Annotated in this window: 19 protein-coding genes and 1 tRNA gene; 12 read left to right on the top strand and 8 right to left on the bottom strand. The window is 65.2% G+C overall.

Features of this window, described 5'->3' with window-relative positions:
* Positions 1–6 precede the first annotated feature (6 nt).
* Together RID11_RS20575 and RID11_RS20570 are read left to right on the top strand one after the other, a co-directional pair.
* Entirely contained in the window at positions 7–1050 is a 1044-nt protein-coding gene (locus tag RID11_RS20575) for an aldo/keto reductase (protein ID WP_350142175.1), read from the top strand.
* Positions 1051–1119: 69 nt separating this feature from the next.
* The gene (locus RID11_RS20570) at positions 1120–1905 is read left to right on the top strand and encodes an inositol monophosphatase family protein (RefSeq protein ID WP_350142174.1); all 786 of its coding nucleotides are present in this window, start codon (positions 1120–1122) and stop codon (positions 1903–1905) included.
* Between the two features lie 24 nt (positions 1906–1929).
* On the opposite strand, the gene RID11_RS20565 is transcribed toward RID11_RS20570, so the two are convergent.
* Together RID11_RS20565 and RID11_RS20560 are read right to left on the bottom strand one after the other, a co-directional pair.
* The gene (locus RID11_RS20565) at positions 1930–2301 is read right to left on the bottom strand and encodes a GFA family protein (RefSeq protein WP_350142173.1); all 372 of its coding nucleotides are present in this window, start codon (positions 2299–2301) and stop codon (positions 1930–1932) included.
* The gene (locus RID11_RS20560; protein WP_350142172.1) at positions 2298–3044 is read right to left on the bottom strand and encodes a rhomboid family intramembrane serine protease; all 747 of its coding nucleotides are present in this window, start codon (positions 3042–3044) and stop codon (positions 2298–2300) included. The genes RID11_RS20565 and RID11_RS20560 overlap by 4 nt, the downstream gene beginning before the upstream one ends.
* A gap of 131 nt (positions 3045–3175) precedes the next feature.
* On the opposite strand from RID11_RS20560, the gene RID11_RS20555 reads away from it, so the two are divergent.
* On the top strand, positions 3176–3772 hold the full coding sequence (locus RID11_RS20555) for a LysE family translocator (RefSeq protein WP_350142171.1): 597 nt from the start codon (positions 3176–3178) through the stop codon (positions 3770–3772).
* A 10-nt stretch (positions 3773–3782) separates the two neighbouring features.
* Here the strand turns inward: RID11_RS20555 and putA are convergent, their stop codons facing one another.
* Positions 3783–7214, bottom strand: coding sequence for a bifunctional proline dehydrogenase/L-glutamate gamma-semialdehyde dehydrogenase PutA (putA, locus tag RID11_RS20550; RefSeq protein WP_350142169.1), 3432 nt, complete (start codon positions 7212–7214; stop codon positions 3783–3785).
* A gap of 105 nt (positions 7215–7319) precedes the next feature.
* On the opposite strand from putA, the gene RID11_RS20545 reads away from it, so the two are divergent.
* The 3 genes from RID11_RS20545 (at position 7320) to RID11_RS20535 (ending at position 8532) form a co-directional block, all read left to right on the top strand.
* Positions 7320–7799, top strand: coding sequence for an Lrp/AsnC family transcriptional regulator (locus tag RID11_RS20545; RefSeq protein WP_297771020.1), 480 nt, complete (start codon positions 7320–7322; stop codon positions 7797–7799).
* Between the two features lie 31 nt (positions 7800–7830).
* Positions 7831–8379: a tetratricopeptide repeat protein gene (locus tag RID11_RS20540; RefSeq protein WP_350142168.1), complete on the top strand. Its 549-nt coding sequence runs from the start codon at positions 7831–7833 to the stop codon at positions 8377–8379.
* A gap of 67 nt (positions 8380–8446) precedes the next feature.
* Positions 8447–8532 (top strand) — tRNA-Leu (locus tag RID11_RS20535).
* 11 nt (positions 8533–8543) lie between these two features.
* Here RID11_RS20535 and RID11_RS20530 read toward each other — a convergent pair.
* Genes RID11_RS20530 through RID11_RS20515 form a run of 4 tightly spaced genes read right to left on the bottom strand, consistent with a single transcriptional unit; the run spans position 8544 to position 10984 of the window.
* Complete coding sequence (locus RID11_RS20530) at positions 8544–9023, bottom strand: DUF6505 family protein (RefSeq protein WP_350142167.1); 480 nt, start codon at positions 9021–9023, stop codon at positions 8544–8546.
* Positions 9020–9727 (bottom strand): biotin/lipoate--protein ligase family protein, encoded by a 708-nt coding sequence (locus RID11_RS20525; RefSeq protein ID WP_350142166.1) that lies wholly within the window; start codon positions 9725–9727, stop codon positions 9020–9022. The genes RID11_RS20530 and RID11_RS20525 overlap by 4 nt, the downstream gene beginning before the upstream one ends.
* Positions 9724–10788: an Mrp/NBP35 family ATP-binding protein gene (locus tag RID11_RS20520; protein WP_350142165.1), complete on the bottom strand. Its 1065-nt coding sequence runs from the start codon at positions 10786–10788 to the stop codon at positions 9724–9726. Before RID11_RS20520 ends, RID11_RS20525 begins: the two co-directional genes overlap by 4 nt.
* 1 nt (position 10789) lies before the next feature.
* Positions 10790–10984, bottom strand: coding sequence for a DUF6494 family protein (locus RID11_RS20515; protein ID WP_350142164.1), 195 nt, complete (start codon positions 10982–10984; stop codon positions 10790–10792).
* A gap of 84 nt (positions 10985–11068) precedes the next feature.
* On the opposite strand from RID11_RS20515, the gene RID11_RS20510 reads away from it, so the two are divergent.
* Positions 11069–11821, top strand: a complete 753-nt coding sequence (locus RID11_RS20510; RefSeq protein WP_350142163.1) for a hypothetical protein — start codon at positions 11069–11071, stop codon at positions 11819–11821.
* Here the strand turns inward: RID11_RS20510 and RID11_RS20505 are convergent.
* A complete protein-coding gene (locus RID11_RS20505; protein WP_350142162.1) occupies positions 11815–13770 on the bottom strand; it encodes a 4Fe-4S binding protein in 1956 nt (651 codons plus the stop codon). The genes RID11_RS20510 and RID11_RS20505 overlap by 7 nt on opposite strands.
* A gap of 351 nt (positions 13771–14121) precedes the next feature.
* Here RID11_RS20505 and RID11_RS20500 point away from each other — a divergent pair, with 351 nt between their 5' ends.
* The 5 genes from RID11_RS20500 to RID11_RS20480 all read left to right on the top strand — a co-directional run bounded on the left by RID11_RS20500 (position 14122) and on the right by RID11_RS20480 (position 19199).
* Positions 14122–14712 (top strand): DUF3305 domain-containing protein, encoded by a 591-nt coding sequence (locus RID11_RS20500; protein WP_350142161.1) that lies wholly within the window; start codon positions 14122–14124, stop codon positions 14710–14712.
* Positions 14709–15323, top strand: a complete 615-nt coding sequence (locus tag RID11_RS20495; RefSeq protein WP_350142160.1) for a DUF3306 domain-containing protein — start codon at positions 14709–14711, stop codon at positions 15321–15323. The genes RID11_RS20500 and RID11_RS20495 overlap by 4 nt, the downstream gene beginning before the upstream one ends.
* Positions 15320–15949 (top strand): TorD/DmsD family molecular chaperone, encoded by a 630-nt coding sequence (locus RID11_RS20490; protein ID WP_350142159.1) that lies wholly within the window; start codon positions 15320–15322, stop codon positions 15947–15949. The genes RID11_RS20495 and RID11_RS20490 overlap by 4 nt, the downstream gene beginning before the upstream one ends.
* 56 nt (positions 15950–16005) lie before the next feature.
* Positions 16006–16197, top strand: coding sequence for a ubiquinol-cytochrome c reductase iron-sulfur subunit N-terminal domain-containing protein (locus RID11_RS20485; RefSeq protein ID WP_050664171.1), 192 nt, complete (start codon positions 16006–16008; stop codon positions 16195–16197).
* A 107-nt stretch (positions 16198–16304) separates the two neighbouring features.
* Positions 16305–19199 carry a formate dehydrogenase subunit alpha gene (locus RID11_RS20480; protein WP_350142158.1) on the top strand — a complete coding sequence of 965 codons (2895 nt, stop codon included), beginning with the start codon at positions 16305–16307 and terminating at the stop codon, positions 19197–19199.
* The last annotated feature ends 3 nt before the right edge of the window (positions 19200–19202 follow it).

The following is a 19202-nucleotide window of genomic DNA, read 5'->3' as shown; positions in this document are numbered from 1 at the left end:
CGGGACATGCAGAAACGACCGCTGGGGCGCACCGGCATCGAGGTGAGTGCGCTCTGCCTCGGCTCGATGACATGGGGGGCCCAGAATACCCCCGCCGAAGGCCACGCGCAGATCGACCGCGCGCTGGAGCGCGGGGTGAATTTCATCGACACCGCCGAGATGTATCCCACCGCCCCGATCCGGGCCGAGACCACCGGGCGCACCGAGGAGATCATCGGCGAGTGGCTCGCGCGGACGGGGCGGCGGCAGGACGTGATCCTGGCCACCAAACATTCCGGCATCGGCTTTGCCCATGCCCGTGACGGTGCACCGATTTCCGCCGCGACCATCCCCGAGGCGATCGAGGGCTCGCTGCGGCGGCTGCAGACCGACCACATTGACCTCTACCAGTTTCACTGGCCGAACCGGGGCAGCTACATGTTCCGGCAGAACTGGACTTACGATCCCTCTGCGCAGGATCGCGCAGAGACGCTCGCGCATATGGAAGAGGCGCTCGACGCGTTGCAACGCGAGGTCGAGAAGGGCCGCATCCGCGCCTTTGGTCTGTCGAACGAAAGCGCCTGGGGCACCGCGCAATGGCTGCGGCTGGCCGAGGCCGGGCATGGGCCGCGCGTGGCCTCGATCCAGAACGAATATTCGCTGATGTGCCGCCTTTACGACACCGATCTCGCGGAGCTGAGCGTGAACGAGGATGTCGGATTGCTCGCCTTTTCGCCGCTGGCGGCAGGGCTGCTCAGCGGCAAGTATCAGGGCGGCGCGCTGCCTGAAGGCTCTCGCATGACGATCAACACCGATCTGGGCGGGCGCAAGGGACCGCGCGCTTTTGAGGCGGTCGAGGCCTATATCGGCGTGGCGCGCAAACACGGCCTCGACCCGGTGCAGATGGCGCTCGCCTGGTGCCTGACGCGGCCCTTCATCTGCTCGGCCATTTTCGGCGCGACCAGCATGGATCAACTCGATCTGGCGCTTGGTGCGGGGGATATCACGCTGGGTGATGAGGTGCTCTCTGATCTCGATGCCGCGCATCGCGCCCATCCCATGCCCTATTGATCCTGCCCCCCTTGTCTGGGGGCACGGCCCGGCGTATACGCGCGCCCTGACCCAGAAGGAGCGAAAGCCATGGTAGGCAGTGCCAATCTCAACGTGATGCTGAAAGCCGCGCGCAAGGCGGGGCGGGCGCTGGCCAAGGATTTCCGCGAGGTCGAGAACCTTCAGGTCTCGATGAAGGGCGCGGGCGATTTCGTCAGCCGCGCCGACATCGCCGCCGAGAAGATCCTCAAGACCGAATTGATGGGCGCGCGCCCGACCTATGGCTGGCTGGCCGAAGAGGGCGGCGAGGAAGAGGGCAAGGACCCCACCCGCCGCTGGATTGTCGACCCATTGGACGGCACCACCAATTTTCTGCACGGGCTGCCGCATTGGGCGGTGTCGATCGCGCTCGAACACAAGGGCGAGGTGGTCGCGGGCGTGATCTATGACGCCAGCAAGGACGAGGCGTTCTTTGCCGAAAAGGGCACCGGCGCGTGGATGAACGAAAGCCGTTTGCGGGTCTCGGGCCGTCACAAGATGATCGAGGCGATCTTTGCCACCGGCGTGCCGTTCGGCGGTCGCTCGGACCTGCCCGACACCCTGCAGGATCTGGCGCGGCTTATGCCCACCTGTGCGGGCGTGCGGCGCTGGGGATCGGCGGCGCTCGACATGGCCTATGTGGCGGCGGGGCGCTATGACGGCTTCTGGGAGCGGCGTTTGAACGCGTGGGATCTGGCAGCGGGCGTGATCATCGTGCGCGAGGCGGGAGGTTTCGTGGAGCCGATCACCAAAGGGGCCGACATCCTGCGCGATGGCGAGGTGATCTGCGCCAACGAGGCGCTGTTCGACAAGTTCACCAAGGCGATCCGGGGCTGAACGGCCCCGCGCTTAACCAACCTTTTACGAATCTGACGGATGATTCACCCCGTCGACCCACGGAATCGGATCGAAGTCACGCGGGTTCACGCCCTCAAGCGCCCCGAGGTTGACGCCATACTCATTCGGGTTCGATCGGCGCTGGTGGTGGGTATAGATTCCGCAGGTCTTGCAGAAGTAGTGTTTCGCGGTGCCGGTGCCCCATTGGTAAAGCGTCAGCGCCTCGGCCCCCTTCACGATTTCGAGATGGTCCAGGGCCACGCTGATCGTCGCCGGGCCGCGCCTGCGGCAGAAGGAACAATCGCAGCGATGCGCGTCGCCGAGGGCAGGATCGCGCGGGCGCACACGCAGCTCGACCGCACCACAATGGCAGGTGGCTTTCAGCGGCTGGCTCATCGGCGTTTCCGAACGCGCGGGATCGGGGTGCGGCGGGTGGTGTAATCGGTGTGCGGATAGGGCGGTTTGCCGTCATGCAATTCCCAGAAGCGTGGACCGCCCAAACGCAGGAAGACCGGTAGTGTCAGCACGGCACCGGCCACGAACCCCCCGGCATGTGCCCAATAGGCGACACCACCGGTCTCGGCGCTGGTCCCCAGACCCGCGAAGACCTGAAACCCGAACCACAACGCCAGCATCAGGGCCGCCGGGATCGTAATGACCCGGAAAAAGATGATGAAGATCAGCAGGATATCGACCCGCGCGCGGGGGAATAGCAACAGGTATCCGCCCATCACCCCGGCAATGGCCCCTGAGGCCCCGACCGTCGGTACCATCGACCCGGGGCCGCCGAGAATTTGCGCCACGCTCGCCGCCAGCCCCGACACGATATAGAACCCGAGATAGGGCAGGTGGCCCATTCGGTCCTCCATATTGTCGCCGAAAATCCAGAGAAACAGCATGTTGCCTACCAGATGCATCACCCCGCCATGCAGGAACATCGAGGTGAGCAGGCCAGTATATGCCCCCTCCTGTGTCACATCCGCCGGGATCATCGCCCAGTCGTCGAAGAACAGCATCAAGGCGCGCTGATCCGAGAACAATGACCAGTAGCTGAGGAAGATCAGCACGTTGAGTGCGATCAGCGCGTAGGTCACGTAGGGTGTGCGCCCCGAAGGGTTATGATCGCGGATCGGAAACATGAGGGGAAGCTAGCGCGGAACGCGAGCGACGAAAAGGCGGCTCTTGCAAGCACCTGCGCAATTTGCGCAGGAACCGGGTCGCGGTCTGTGCTGTGCGGTGCTCATGTAGCCACAGACCAAGAGGTGTGCCGATGACTCAGACCGCGATTGCCCTGTTCCTGTTTCTCTTGCCGCTGGCCTATAGTCCCGGCCCTGGAAACCTGTTCTTTGCCGCCAATGGGGCACGTTTCGGCGTGCGGGCAACGCTGCCGGCAAGCCTTGGATATCACGTCGCCACATGGCTGGTCACCGCTGCCATCGGCTTTGGTGCGCTGCGCGCGCTTGACGCGGCCCCGACGATGTTCAGCGTGCTGAAGGTCGCAGGGGCGCTCTACGTCCTTTGGATCGCGGTCGGGCTGCTGCGCGCGGGACGGCACGATACCAGCGAGGAGGCGCAACCGGCCCTGTTCCGTGACGGCGCGATGCTGTTGCTGCTCAATCCCAAGGCCTATGTGATCATCGCGCTGATGTTCACGCAGTTCCTAGACGTTCCCGGACCTGATAAAACGTTGTTGGTTCTGGGGATCACCACGCTGTTCACGCTCAACAATCTCATCGCGTTCACGATCTGGACGATAATGGGCGCGCAGTTGGGCGTGCTCTTCGCCCGCGCAGGAAGCGCGCGGGCGATGAATATCGGGTTCGGCCTGATCCTCGGGGCTGTGGCCCTGTGGATGCTGCTTGCCTAGACCGCTCCGATCAGGACATGCCACCCAAGAGCGCTGCATTGCCGCCCGCCGCCGTGGTGTCGACGCAGACATGCCGCTCAAGCAGGGCGTGGCCGGTGTCGGGTCGCCCGGTGATCAGCGGCAGGATCGGGCCCGCGCGTTCGGCGAGGGCCTGCGCATAGGCGCGGGCGTCGCGCGCGTCGCCCCACCAGAGCGCACCCGAGAGCCCGCCCATGGTCTTGAGCGCGTGCGGATCGACGCGGCCCGACGCCTCGACCGCGACACCACCGAGTTTGGCAACGGCACGCGCCTGTGCCGCTGCCGCCTCGCGCCCCGGCCCGAGGCACAGAAGCGCCGGGCGCAGATGCGTCGTCAGCCGGTTCGACTCACCCGTGGGGCCGGGCAGGACGAGGGCCTCGCGCGGGCTGTGCGGGGCCGTGTTGGCGGCATCGAGCGCCTTTTGCACGGCGGCGACGGGCATGGCCGCGTCCCATTTCTCGCCCTCCACCGGCGCGGGATGGGCGCAGAACCGTGTCAGGTAGTGCGGCCCTCCCGCCTTGGGGCCGGTGCCCGACATGCCCTCACCGCCGAACGGCTGGCTGCCCACGATGGCGCCGATCTGGTTGCGGTTGACATAGATATTGCCCGCATGCACCGCCTCGGTCACATGCTGCACGCGGTCGTCGATCCGGGTCATCAGGCCGAAGGTCAGGCCATAGCCGGTGGCGTTGATCGCACCGATCACCTTGTCGAGGTTGCGCGACTTGAAGGTCGCGAGATGCAGGACCGGGCCAAAGATCTCGCGCTCCATATCCTCGATGCCGCCAACCTTGATCAGCGTGGGCGCGATGAATGTCCCGGCATTGGGGGTCTTGAGCTCGTGCAACAGCCGCCCGTCGGCGCGGGCCTGCTGGATATGTTCGGCAATCCCGGCGCGCGCCTCTTCGTCAATCACCGGGCCGCAATCGGTCGAGAGGTGCCAGGGGTGGCCGACATGCAGCGCGTCCATCGCGCCGGTGAGCATCTCGGTAAAGCCCTCGGCGATGTCCTCCTGCACATAAAGACAGCGCAGCGCGGAGCAGCGTTGCCCGGCGGATTGGAAGGCGCTCTCGACGATCGCCTGCACCGCCTGTTCCGGCAGGGCGGTGCTATCGACGATCATCGCGTTCATCCCGCCGGTTTCGGCGATGAGCGGCGCGCCGGGGGCGAGGTGCTTGACCATTGCGCCACGGATTTTCAACGCGGTGTCGGTCGAGCCGGTGAAGGCCACGCCGCCGACGCGGGCGTCGGAGGTGAGCGCCGCGCCGACCTGTCCGGCACCGGGCAGCAGTTGCAGCGCCGTCTCGGGCACGCCGGCCTTGTGCATCAGGCCGATGGCCAGATGCGCGATCAGCGGGGTCTGCTCGGCGGGTTTCGACAGCACTGCGTTGCCTGCGGCGAGCGCCGCCGCGATCTGGCCGGTAAAGATGGCAAGCGGGAAGTTCCAGGGGCTGATGCAGGTGAAGGTGCCGATGGGCTGCCCCTCTGGCGCATTGGCCGCGTAGTAGCGCAGGAAATCCACCGCCTCGCGCAACTCGGCCACCGCGTCGAGAATGGATTTCCCGGCCTCGCGGTGCAGGATCGCGAAAACCTCGCCGTAATTCTCCTCGTAGAGATCGGCCACTTTGTTGAGGATCTTGGCGCGCTCGGCTGCCGTGGCCTGCCATGGCTTGGCCGCCGCAAGCGCCGTCTCGATATCCTCCTCCGAGGCCCAGGCGACGGTGCCGGGGCTGTCGGCGGGATCGGCGGGGTTCTCGACGCGCTCTGGCTCTTTCGGTTGCGCCTTGCCCGCCAGCAGTGGTGCGGCGGCCCATTGGTGCGACGCATAGGGCGCGCGGGCGGCCTCGATGGAGTCGAGCGTTGGCTGATGGGTCAGATCAAAGCCGCGTGAATTGGGCCGCTCGGGCTGGAACAGGTCCGGCCCGGTGGGCAGGTGCGGCTGCGGATCATTCACCGCCTCGAACGGGTCGCGGGCGACGGTCTCGGGGGCCACATCCTCATCCACGATCTGGTTGACGAAGCTGGAATTTGCCCCGTTTTCCAGCAGGCGGCGCACCAGATAGGCCAGCAGGTCGCGATGCGCGCCGACGGGGGCGTAGATGCGGCAGCGCGTGCCCTCGGATTTCAGGATGATGTCATGCAGCGCCTCGCCCATGCCGTGCAGGCGCTGGAACTCGAAGGTGGATTTATCCGTCGCCATGTCGAGGATCGCCGCCGCCGTGTGGGCGTTGTGGGTGGCGAATTGCGGATAGATGCGGTCGGTCATCGCCAGCAGTTTGCGCGCGTTCGCGATATAGGAAATGTCGGTTGCGGGTTTCGAGGTGAAGACCGGAAAGCCGTCGACGCCTTCGACCTGCGCGCGCTTGATCTCGGTGTCCCAGTAGGCGCCCTTCACGAGCCGAACCATGATCCGGCGGTCGAGTTTGGTGGCCAGATCATGCAGGTAGTCGAGCACATGGGCGGCGCGTTGCCCGTAGGCCTGCACCACCACGCCGAACCCGTCCCAACCGGCAAGTGCAGGCTCCGAGAGCACGCTCTCGATCACATCGAGCGAGAGCGCAAGGCGGTCGGCCTCCTCGGCGTCGATGTTGAGGCCCATCTTGGCCGATTTCGCCAGCAGCGCGAGTGAGCGCAGGCGCGGCACGAGGATGTTCATCACCTCGTCGCGCTGTGCTACCTCGTAGCGCGGATGCAGCGCCGAGAGTTTCACGGAAATACCGGGATTGTCGCGGATGTCCTTGTTGGTGCAGGCATTGGCGATGGCGCTGATCGCGCGGGAATAGCTGAGGTGGTAGCGGGTGGCGTCGGCATCGGTGCGCGCGGCCTCGCCCAGCATGTCGTAGGAATAGCTGTAGCCTTTCTTCTCCATCCCCGCCGCGCGGTCCATCGCGGCCTGAATGGTCTCACCCAGCACGAATTGACGGCCCATTTCCTTCATCGCGCGGCCCGTGGCGGTGCGGATCACCGGCTCGCCCAATCGCTTGATGGCACCGCGCAGATGGCCCACCGGGCCGGGCTGTTCGTCCTTGAGCACCTTGCCGGTCAGCATCAAGGCCCAGGTCGAGGCATTGACCAGCGGCGAGGTGGAATGCCCCATATGCTTGCCCCAGTCCGAGGGCCCGATCTTGTCCTCAATGAGGGCGTCGATGGTGTCGGCATCGGGCACCCGCAAGAGCGCCTCGGCCAGACACATCAGCGCGATACCCTCGTCGGTCGAGAGGCCGTATTCGGCCAGAAACACCTCCATCAGCCCGGTATCAGACCGGCGGCGAATGTCGCGCACCAATTGCGCAGCACGGTCGCAGATGCGCGCGCGGTCCTCGGGCGAGAGGTCGGCGATCTCGGTCAGGCGGGCCAGCGTCTCGGCCTCGTCGGCATAGGTGCCAAGGTCGATGGCGCGGCGGATATCGGTATCATATGGCATGGCTGCTCCCCCATGAGTGGTTGGGCGATGCTACCATCATTGTCTAAGTGACTTTTCCCGATTAGACTGAAATCTCAGGCCAGTCGCATCGAATTGGAGAGAAAAGTGGATCAAAGTGAACAGCTTGATCTCGACCGTTTCGATCGGGCGATTCTGCGGGTTCTGGCGGGTGACGGGCGGATCAGCGTGACCGACCTCGCCAAGGCCATTGGCCTGTCGAAATCACCCACGCAGGCGCGTCTGCGGCGGCTGGAGCGGGACGGGGTGATTACCGGCTACCGCGCGCTTTTCGATCCGATCCGGCTGGGGCTGGATCACGTCAGTTTCGTCGAGGTGCGGCTGCATGACACGCGCGAGGCAGCGCTGGCCGAGTTCAATGCCGCCGTCTCCAAGGTGCCCGAGATCGAGCAGGTGCATCTCATCGCCGGGAATTTCGACTACCTTCTGAAGATCCGCACGCAGAGCATGGCCGATTACCGCCGGGTTCTGGCCGAGCATATCTCGGGCCTGCCGCATCTGGCCAATACCTCGACCTATGTGGCGATGCAGGCGGTCAAGGAGAACGCGCTCTCGGACGTGATTTGACCTTTGGCCCTGAGGCATCATTATATGTTGCATGAGATTTGCCCTGACCGCGCTTCTGCTATCGGCCGGACCGGCGATTGCCCAGACCTGCCCCAAGCCGCCCGATCACCGCGCGGCCATTGCTGGCTTGATCGAGGACGTGCAGGAGGCCGAGGACGAGCGTACCGCGCAGCGCATTTCAAACGAGATGTGGGAATATTGGGCCGATGCCCCGGACGCGCGTGCGCAAGACCTGCTCGACGAGGGCATGACGCGGCGCGAGGCCTATGATTTCGCCGGTGCCGTGGATGCGTTCGACGCGCTGATCGCCTACTGCCCAAACTATGCCGAGGGCTACAATCAGCGCGCCTTCGTCAATTTCATAATGCAGGATTACGCTGCGGCGCTGCCGGATCTGGAGCGGGCGCTGGAATTGTCGCCGCGCCATATCGCGGCGATGACCGGGCAGGCGCTGACGCTTGTGGCGTTGCAGCGCCCGGGCGAGGCGGCGCTGATCCTGCGCCGCGCGCTTGACCTCAACCCGTGGCTGACCGAGCGGCATCTGCTGCCGGGGCTTGAGGCGCTGGAAGACGACATCTGACGCGCCGCTTTGGCTTTACACCCCGGACAAAGCGGATATTGTCCGCGCGCGTCCAACGCCGCCCCTTGCCCGCGTGGTGGAATGGTAGACACAGGAGACTTAAAATCTCCAGGCCGAAAGGCCGTGCCGGTTCGAGTCCGGCCGCGGGCACCAGGCGAGGAGCGTTATTCGTCCAGCGAGCCATGGATCGCGAATTGCTCCAGCTCTGCCTCCTGCGCCTCGATCACGCTGAACGTCTCGCGCACGCCAGCCTCGGTCAACTCACGCAGTACGGTGAGCAGGGTGTTGGGCGCGTGATCCTCGCAAAGCTCGATCATCTGGGTGATCTCATCGCGGGCCACGGGCAAGGCGGCGTCGATGGAGGGTGCGCCGTAGATGTCCACGAAATGCTGCGCGAGGGCGCGGGTCAGTGTCTCGACCTCCGCCTCTTCGATTTGCGTGACCGCGACGAATGTGACGCGGCCGAATGTCTCCAACCCCAACCAGCCATTGGAAAATGCCTGCCGGGATTTGCCGGTCAGATCGGCCTCGGACCAGTTGGAAAACTCGAACCCGCCGCAGATGCACCATTCGCCGGTGCGGGCCGGGCTGTGATAGACGCGTTGGTCGCTTTCGTCGAAATGGATCGCGCGGGCGAGTTTCATTGCGGGGTCTCCAGACGGGTGCTGAGGGGGATGAGGTGGGTGGTGTCGGCGTCGCGCAACAGCAAGCCGAAGCGCTCGTCGACGCCGAGATAGGTGCCGCTGCGCCCGTCAATGGTGATGTCCTCGCCGATGCCATGGGCCAGACCACGCCATTCGGAATGCAGGACCTTGGGGCCACCCTCTTCCCACCGGTTGATCCAGACCAGCGTGTGTCGCGCCCAGGCTTCCAGCAATCCCACGGGATCGACCTCGGCGCAGCCTTCGTCATAGAGTGCCGTCTGATCGGGCGCGTCGCCGGGCCGCTCGGTGATCTGGATCAGAGGGAGTTCAAGGCCGACGACGAGCCAGCCGGGTTCCTCATCCGGTGCGGTGCCACCCGCCGCGACGCGCAGCCGCCCGCAAGCGGCACCGTTGATGCGCAGCCCGCCTGACCATTCCAAGTGCACGGCCACTTCGGGCGGGGCGAGCGCGCCGAGCGCGTTCTGAAACCCCACGCCGCAGACGGGCAGCATCGCCATCGCCTCTTCGAGCGGGACCTCGGGGGCCATGACGAGAGCGGCCAGCAGGTGATTGGCCGTCACGTTGTGCACGATCAGGCCTGCGTCACAGCCCAATGCGGCCATGGCGCAGGCCTTCTCGAATGGGTCAATGGCTCCCTCGACCGCAAGGCTCGACATCAGCGGCGGAAAGCTGGGCGTGCTCATGCCACGCCCTGTGCGATAAGCTGCCGGGCCACGTCGCGAAACGCCTGAGCCTGCGCGCTGTCGGGTTTCGACACCACGATAGGCGCGCCACCATCCGAGGCGAGCCTAATATCGAGATGCAGCGGGATTTCCGCCAGCAGGGGCACGCCCAGTTTCTCGGCCTCCAGCTTGACGCCGCCATGGCCGAAGACGTGTTCCTCATGCCCGCAATTGGAGCAGATATGCGTCGACATGTTCTCGATCATGCCCAGCACCGGCACGTGCAGCTGGTTGAACATGTCGATCCCCTTGCGGGCATCCAGGAGCGCCACGTCCTGCGGGGTGGAGACGATGATTGCACCGTCCACTTGCGCCTTTTGCGCGAGCGTCATCGAGACGTCGCCGGTGCCGGGCGGCAGATCGACCAGCAGACAGTCGAGCGCGCCCCATTGCACCTGCATCAGCATCTGTTGCAGCGCCCCCATCAGCATCGGACCACGCCAGACCACCGCCTGCCCCTCGTTGGTCATCAGGCCGATGGACATCATCGTCACGCCGTGATTGCGCATCGGCAGGATGGTCTTGCCATCGGGGCTCGCCGGGCGGCCCGACACGCCGAGCATGCGCGGCTGCGAGGGCCCGTAGACATCCGCATCAAGCAGCCCGACGCGGCGGCCCTCGGCGGCGAGCGCGCAGGCGAGGTTGGCCGACACGGTGGATTTGCCGACGCCGCCCTTGCCGCTCGCAATCGCGATCAGGTGATTGACGCCGGGCACTTTTTCGGGACCCTTCGGCTCGGCGGGCTTGCCGGGTTTGAGATCGGGCGGCGCCTTGGCGGAATGGCCGGTGAGCACGACCGAGACCGTTTCGGCCCCCGGCAGCGCCTTGACCGCCGCCTCGGCCGCATCGCGCACCGGATTGTAGGCCTCGGCCTTTCCCGGATCGATCTCCAGCACGAAGCGCACTGCGCCGCCCTCGACGGTCAGCGCGCGCATCACGCCCGCCGCCACGATATCCGATCCGCTCACCGGATCGGTTATGTCCTTGAGCGCCGCGAGGACGCTCTCTCGTGTCACTGCCACGTCAGCCCTGCCCCTTGATCGTGCCGGTCACGACATGCTCGATATCGAGCCCGTCGACAGTCAGGACCACCTTGGCCTCGAATTCCTGCCCGGCGGTGGCGCCTTTCTCGCGCAGCCCCTCCTCGATGGCCTGCTGCGAGGTGACGCCCACCTGCTTGAGGAACTTGCGCATCGACATGTTGAAATCGTCGGTCATCGGATTCTCCCTTCGTGGTTCAGACTACTTGACGCCGATAGTGGCGCTTTTCTAGGCTTGGGTATGCGCGGAGTGATCTCTCATATGGCAAACCGGCTGTGGATCGTGCTTGCGGCTCTTGGCCTCATGCTGGACGTGGAGCAGGCGCACGCCGATGACAAGAGGTTTCGGCTGAGCGCGCCTGCCGCCCTGGTGGAGACTGGCCTGCTCGACTACCTGCTGCCGCGCTTCTCGCTCAAGACCGGGGTTCGGATCGAGGTTGTCAATCCGGAGGATAGGGCCGAGGTGACGCTTGGTCCGGAGACGGGACGCCCCGTGTTTCAAGGCAAGGACCGTCTGTGGCGCATGGCGCGTGCGAGCGACCATCCGGGGGCCGTGCGCTTCGCCGAGTGGCTGACGTCCGAGATCGGGCAGCGCACCGTCACCAGCTATGAGGTTGCGGGCCGCGCGCCCTTTACCTTGCCGGAGGTGGCCGAAGAGGCCGAGACCGTACCTGACTTTGACGGCAACGCATCCGAGGGCAAGCGGGTGTCGCTGGCGCAATGCGGGCGCTGTCATGTCGTGGCCCCGGAAAACCGGATGAACGCCATGGGCTCCACACCATCCTTCGCCGTGCTGCGCACAATGCCCGACTGGGCGGCGCGGTTCCAAAGCTTTTACGCGCTCAAGCCGCATGCCGCCTTCACGCAGGTCGAGGATGTCACCGCGCCGTTTCCGATCAACCGGCCCTCGCCGATTGTCCCCGTCGAGGTGACGCTCGACGAGGTGGAGGCGATCCTGGCCTATGTGGCGGAGATGACCCCCGCCGATCTGGGCGCGCCGATTCAATTTCAGTGATCCTTGCGCTTGCTGAGGTAATCCTCGGTTGTGCGCACGCGCGGGCGCGGCCCTGCGGCAAAGGGATTGTCGCCCGAGTGGAACTGCGCGTTGATCCGGCAGCCTTCGCACATCTGGATCATCTTCGCCGCGTCCGAGGTGGCGAACATCGAATGCTTGCCCGCCAGCTTTTCGGTGATCCGCTCAATGGTGGATTTCGACCCGAAAAGCACGCCGCATTCGATGCAGGCGAAGGGCTCTTCCTCGTTGAGCACCACCTGGGTGAGGGCGCTGTCGTCTAGATTCATCTGCGGCTCCAGCGTGATCGCCTTTTCGGGGCAGATCGTGGCGCAAATCCCGCATTGCAGGCAGGCATCCTCCTGAAAGCGCAGTTGCGGCAGGTCCTCATTGTCCATCAGCGCGCCCGAGGGGCAGAGCGAGACGCATGACAGGCAGAGCGTGCAGGCATCCTGATCGACCAGCACCGCGCCATAGGGGGCGGCGTCGGGCAGGGGCAGGGTGCCGCCATCGGTGTTGAGCGCGCGGGCCGCAAGGCGGGCCACCTGACGGCGGCTGCCCATCGGCAGGACCGGCTCGGACAGCGCCGGGGCAGGTTCGGCGTCATAGAGCGCATCGCAGAGCGCGTCGGGATCGGCGAGGTCAAGCATCCCGACAGGCGCACCGCCCGCCATCGCTTGTGCCAGCGGCACTTCTTGATCCAGCGCGTCGCGCTCGGTGCGCGGCGAGAGCAGGATCGAGACAGCCCCAAAGCCCGAGGCGAGGGCGGCGAGGATCTCGGCATGGCCAAAGCCAGAGAGCGCCGACACTTCCAGCGGGATCACATCGGCGGGCAACCCGCGCCCATGGCGCGCGGCGAGGCGGATCATCTCTGACCCGTGGCTCGCGTCGTGCACCAGCAGGCGCGGCGCGTCGCCGCCAGCCTTGCGATAGGCCGAGGCGAGCGTCTGGATGCGCCGAAACGTCATGTCGGGGGGTGGCGCGTCATAGGTGATCGCCCCCGAGGGGCAGCGCGCGGCGCAGGCGCCGCAGCCCGCGCAGATCATCGGGTCGATGCTGACATGATCCCCATCCGGTGAGATTGCGCCGGTGGGGCAGATGTCGAGGCATTTGCTGCACCCGGTCTGCTCGGCGCGGCTATGCGCGCAAATCAGCGGCTCAAGCGCCACATAGAGCGGTTTCTCGAACGTGCCGATCAGTTGCGCCGCCTCGAACACCGCGTCCGAGACCGCCGTCAGACTGCCCGGATCGGCGCGCAGATAGCCCTCGCGTTTCTGCGGGGCGGGGAACATCGGCGTGCCCCCCGTAAGGTCGAGAATGACATCGCATTGCGTCTGCCCGCCGTCACGGGGCGCGGTCCAGCGCAGCGCCCCGCGACCGCCGGGATTGACCTGTTGCAGCGCGTCGAGGCGTAACTCGAACTGGCCCAATGCCCCGCTTGCCTGCGTGATACGCCCCCGAATGGCATCGAACTCGCGCGCCTCGGGCGGGTCGGTGTCATCTGTCAGCAGCACCGTGACGCCCAGAAGCGGGGCCAGTTTTTCGGCGGCGGGCAGCACCACGTCGGAGGCCCCGATGATCAGGCACAGCCCCTCGGAAACCACGTCGAGGGTCTTTTCCGGTGGGGTCGGCAGGGCTGCCTCGGCCAGCAATGCGGCCATTTTGGGTAGTTTCGGGGCCGGGTCGTCGGACCAGCCGGCCCGGTCGCGCAGATCGACAAGGGCGGGTGTGTCGGCCTCCAGATCGGTGGCCAGCTCCTCGAATATCCGGGCCTCTTGCGCGCAGCAAATAATTGCCTCGCCGCTCTCGATCGCCTTGGCCGCCGACCCGATCTCGTCGGTGCAAAGCGCGCTGTGCAGCCGCGAGCAGGGCAGGCCGGTGGCCGTCTCCAACCCCTCGGTGTCGATCGTCTGTGACGCGGAACAGTCACACAATATCAGTTGCTTAGGCATTTTCACCCCGGGTGTTTTGCACGGCTGGGAAGGCGACGTTTTCCGTCTGTTCGGCGCAAGAGTAGGCATGATTCGAAGCCCTCGTAAACAGCAATTCGAATCACGATGTTCGGCCAGAGGGCACGTTGAGCGGGCGATTTTAATCCCGATTGATTCTGTTTGAATTCAGTATCTTGCAATGCGGCATTGCAGCATTGAGAGGGCGGGTGTGGACAATTTGACCCTTCGGGTTCTGGTCGCGTGTCATGCCGGTCCAAAATGTCCGCCTGTGTTTCAAAGTGGACCGTTGCACACAAAAAGGGCTTTGCGCGGTCAGGAAACTGGACCAATCTGGTGTCACGCAGCAAGGGGATGGCACGACGCGTGACCCATAGCCACGAAAAAGAGGTGACGATGCCGGTGGGGATCGTGATCCGAAAGTCGCCGGGTGTGACCCGGTGGGCGGCGTGGTCGTGGCGGGCGGTAGCGCTGTTGCCCGGGGCCGGTCCTGCCGAGTGGCGCGAATTGCGCCGCGAGGGCGAGGCAGTGGAATACCATGCCGCGACCGTACAGGTCGAATTGCACCACACCCAGACAGAAGCGTATCTGCAAGGCATATCGGCCAAGGTGCCGTCTGTTTACGTGGTGATGCGCAACGGGGCGGCCGCGCATCGCGACGGCGCGCCGCTCGACGTGGTGCTGGCCACCGCGTCGCCCTTCGAGGCACAGGATTACGCGGATACCGGCGAAGAGATCGTCGAGAAGGTGCCGATGCCCGAAGGGCTCGTGGCGTGGGTGCGTGATTTTGTCGAGGCGCATCACGAGGACGAGGAGTTCAAGAAACGCCGTCGCGACAAACGGACGATGGGCGACGCGCAGGATGGCATCGGCGATCCGCGCATTCCGCAGATGAGCGACGTGTATCGCGCGCCGGTGATGGCGCGCAAAGGGAGGTTGCATTGAGCCGGGGAGGTGATTTCTGGTCGCGCCGCAAGGCGCAGGTCGAGGCCGAGGCCGAGGCGCAGGCCCGCGCGGCCGAGGCTGAGGCGCGCGCCGTGCAGGACGCGGAGCAGGCGGAGAAGAGCGATGCCGAGCTTTGCGAGGAACTGGGCCTGCCTGATCCGGATACGTTGCAGCCCGGCGATGATTTTCGCGCCTTCATGGCCAAGGCCGTGCCCGACCGGCTGCGGCGCCGTGCGCTGCGGCGGCTGTGGCTGAGCAACCCGGCGCTCGCCAATCTCGACGGGCTGATCGATTACGGTGAGGATTTCACCGACAGCGCCACAGTGATCGAGAATATGCAGACCGCCTATCAGGTCGGCAAGGGCATGACCGCCCATGTCGAGGAAATGGCGCGGCAGGCCGAGGCCGAAGCGAAGGCGGCGGAGCAGCCTGAGGCTGAGGAAGCCCCGCAGGAGGCCGAAGAAGACTACCCGCAGGTCGCGGAGGCCGAGGAGCGACAGGAGACGGCAGAGCCGTATGCCTGGGCCGATACGCCCGAGGCCGAGGAGGCCGCACCGCCACGCCGCCGCATGCGGTTCGAGTTTGACGATACCGCCGGAGCATCGGCATGACCCAGCAAGAGGCCCTTATGCAAGACCAGACCGCCACGCCGGAGATCGCTGAGGAGGACGCACTGCGCGCCGATCTTTATGATTTCCTCGCCGCCCTGCTGGCGCGCCCGCCGGGGCAGGACCTGCTCGACAAGACCGCCGCGCTGAGCGGTGATCAGAGCGATATGGGGCAGGCCATCGCGGCGCTCGCCCGCGTCGCCCGCGTGAGCAAGCCCGGCGCGGTCGAGAGCGAGTTCAACGCGCTTTTCATCGGGCTGGGCCGGGGTGAACTGCTGCCCTATGCCAGCTACTACCTGACCGGCTTTCTCAATGAAAAGCCGCTGGCCGGCCTGCGCCGGGACATGGCCGCGCGCGGGATGACGCGGGCCGAAAATGTCTATGAGCCCGAGGATAATATCGCCTCCTGCATGGAGATGATGGCCGGGTTGATCCGGGGCCGCTTCGGCAAACCGGCAACGCTCGCCGAGCAAAAGACATTTTTTGCAAAGCATGTCGGCCCTTGGGCCGGGCATTTTTTCAGCGATTTGGAGGCCGCGCGTAATTCGGTTCTCTATGCCTCGGTCGGTGCTGTCGGGCGGGTGTTAATGGAGATCGAGACGCAGGGCTTTCGGATGAGCGCGGGATGATCCCGCGCGTTAACCGGCGGGCATCAGCCTGCCATAACCAGAGGAGGGAAACCTTCATGACCAGGAAACCCGAGGATGGCAGCAGCCGCCGCGATTTCCTCAAGATGGCCGCCACCGGCGCGCCCGCTGTCGCGGTCGCAAGCGTGGTGACCGCGGGCAAGGCCGAAGCCGCCGAGCCCGACCTGACATCGGACAAGATGCAGGACACCGCGCATACCCGCGCTTACTTTGACAGCGCCCGGTTCTAAGTTCCGGACGCCGTCCAACACCGCTGACGACTGGTTGCGTGACGCCCGACTGTCAGGGGAAACCGCAGTACCCAGCCTGAATTCAGGCCCAGGGAGGAGAGAGAAACATGCTTAGGAAAAAGACCAACGGGGTTGCGCGACGCCCCCAGCGGACCAGTATCCTGTCTGAGGTCGCCGACACATCGGTCGACCGCCGCGCGTTCCTGCGCGGCAGCGGTCTGGCCATCGGTGGCCTGGCGGCCATCGGTGCCATGGGTGGCACCGTCACTCGCGCGAATGCTCAAAGCGCCGCCGTCGAGGCGGTGCAAACCGTGAAATCCGTCTGCACCCATTGCTCGGTCGGCTGTACGGTCGTGGCAGAGGTGCAAAACGGTGTCTGGACGGGTCAGGAGCCCGGCTGGGACAGCCCCTTCAACCTCGGGGCGCATTGCGCCAAGGGCGCGTCGGTGCGCGAGCACGCGCACGGCGAGCGCCGCCTCAAGTACCCAATGAAGAAAGAGGGCGGCGAGTGGAAGCGCATCAGTTGGGAACAGGCGATCGACGAGATCGGCGACGGCATGATGAAGATCCGCGAAGAGAGCGGCCCGGATTCGGTCTATTGGCTGGGCAGCGCCAAGCACAATAACGAGCAGGCCTATCTCTTCCGCAAGTTCGCCGCCTATTGGGGCACCAACAACGTGGATCATCAGGCGCGGATCTGTCACTCGACGACCGTGGCCGGCGTTGCGAATACATGGGGCTACGGCGCCATGACCAACAGCTACAACGACATCCACAATTCCAAGGCGATCTTCATCATCGGCGGCAACCCGGCCGAGGCGCACCCCGTCTCGCTCCTGCATGTGCTGAAGGCCAAGGAAGAGAACAACGCCCCCCTCATCGTCTGCGACCCGCGCTTTACCCGCACGGCGGCGCATGCCGATGAATATGTGCGCTTCCGTCCCGGGTCGGACGTGGCGCTCGTCTGGGGCATCCTGTGGCACATCTTCGAGAACGGCTGGGAGGACAAGGAGTTCATCCGCACCCGTGTCTGGGGCATGGACCAGATCCGCGACGAGGTGGCCAAGTGGACGCCCGAAGAGGTGGAGCGGGTGACCGGTGCGCCGGGCAGCCAGCTGCGCCGCGTGGCGCGGACGCTCGCCAATAGTCGTCCCGGCACCGTGATCTGGTGCATGGGTGGCACGCAGCACACCAACGGCAACAACAACACCCGCGCTTACTGCATCCTGCAACTGGCGCTCGGCAACATGGGCACCGCCGGTGGCGGCACCAACATCTTCCGTGGCCATGACAACGTACAGGGTGCCACGGACCTCGGCGTTCTCAGCCACACACTGCCGGGCTATTACGGCCTTGCAAAAGGGTCCTGGGCGCATTGGGGCCGGGTCTGGGGCGAGGATATGGAGTGGCTCGACGCCCAGTTCGCCACGATTAAGGACAAGGATGGCAAGGACCAGTCGCTCCAGCAATTGAGCGGTATCCCGGTCAGCCGCTGGATCGACGGCGTGCTCGAAGACCCTGCCAACATGGACAACCCCAACAAGGTTCGGGCCATGGTGCTCTGGGGGCATGCGCCCAACAGCCAGACGCGCGGCAAGGAAATGAAGACGGCGATGGAACAGCTCGACATGCTGGTCGTGGTCGATCCCTATCCGACGGTTTCGGCGGTGATGCATGACCGCACCGATGGCGTCTACCTGCTGCCGGCCTGTACCCAGTTCGAGACGCGCGGCTCTGTCACCGCCTCGAACCGCTCGCTCCAGTGGCGGGACCGCGTGGTCGAGCCTCTGTTCGAGAGCAAGCCGGACGAGGTCATCATGGCCAAGTTCGCCAACAAGTTCGGCTGGGCTGATCGGTTCTTCCGCAATATCGAGATGGATGACCCCGAGACGCCGAATGTCGAGAGCATCACCCGCGAGTTCAATCGCGGCATGTGGACGATTGGCTATACCGGGCAGAGCCCTGAGCGGATGAAGCTGCACATGGCCAACCAGCACACCTTCGACCGCACCACGCTGCGCGCCGTTGGCGGGCCTGCGGATGGCGAGACCTACGGTCTGCCGTGGCCTTGCTGGGGCACGCCCGAAATGGGGCACCCGGGCACGCATATCCTCTACGATATGTCCAAGCCGGTCTCCGAGGGTGGTCTGACCTTCCGCGCGCGTTTCGGCGTCGAGCGGGATGGCGACAATCTGCTGGCCGAAGGCGTCTACTCGGCGGGCTCCGATATCCAGGACGGGTATCCGGAATTCACCATGCAGATGCTGATGGATCTGGGTTGGGACAGCGAACTGACCGACGAGGAACGCAGTGCGATCGACGCGGTCGCGGGCCCCGACACCAACTGGAAAACCGACCTTTCGGGCGGCATCCAGCGGGTGGCGATTGCCCATGAATGCGCCCCGTTCGGCAATGCCAAGGCGCGCGCCGTGGTCTGGACCTTCCCCGATCCGGTGCCGATCCATCGCGAGCCGCTCTATACCAACCGGCGCGATCTGGTGGCGGATTATCCGACCTACGAGGACCGGCACGCCTACCGCCTGCCGACCATGTATGCCTCGATCCAGAAGAACGACTTCTCGAAGGATTACCCGATCATCCTCACCTCCGGCCGTCTGGTCGAATACGAGGGTGGTGGCGACGAGACGCGTTCGAACCCGTGGCTTGCGGAATTGCAGCAAGACATGTTCGTCGAGATCAATCCGCATGACGCCAACAATATCGGCGTCCGGGACGGATCGCAGGTCTGGGTCGAAGGGCCCGAGGGCGGAAAGGTCAAGGTCATGGCGATGGTGACCGAACGTGTGGGGCAGGGCGTGGCTTTCATGCCGTTCCACTTCGGCGGTCATTTCGAGGGCAAGGACCTGCGGGACAAGTATCCCGACGGCGCCGATCCCTATGTTCTGGGTGAAGCTACGAACACCGCCCAGACCTATGGCTACGACTCGGTTACGCAAATGCAGGAGACCAAGGCGACTCTCTGCAAAATCGTTGCAGCATAAGGA

The sequence above is a fragment of the Roseovarius sp. genome (assembly GCF_040219995.1).
In the GTDB taxonomy this organism is placed as follows: domain Bacteria; phylum Pseudomonadota; class Alphaproteobacteria; order Rhodobacterales; family Rhodobacteraceae; genus Roseovarius.
This window is presented reverse-complemented; position numbering and strand designations above follow the sequence as displayed.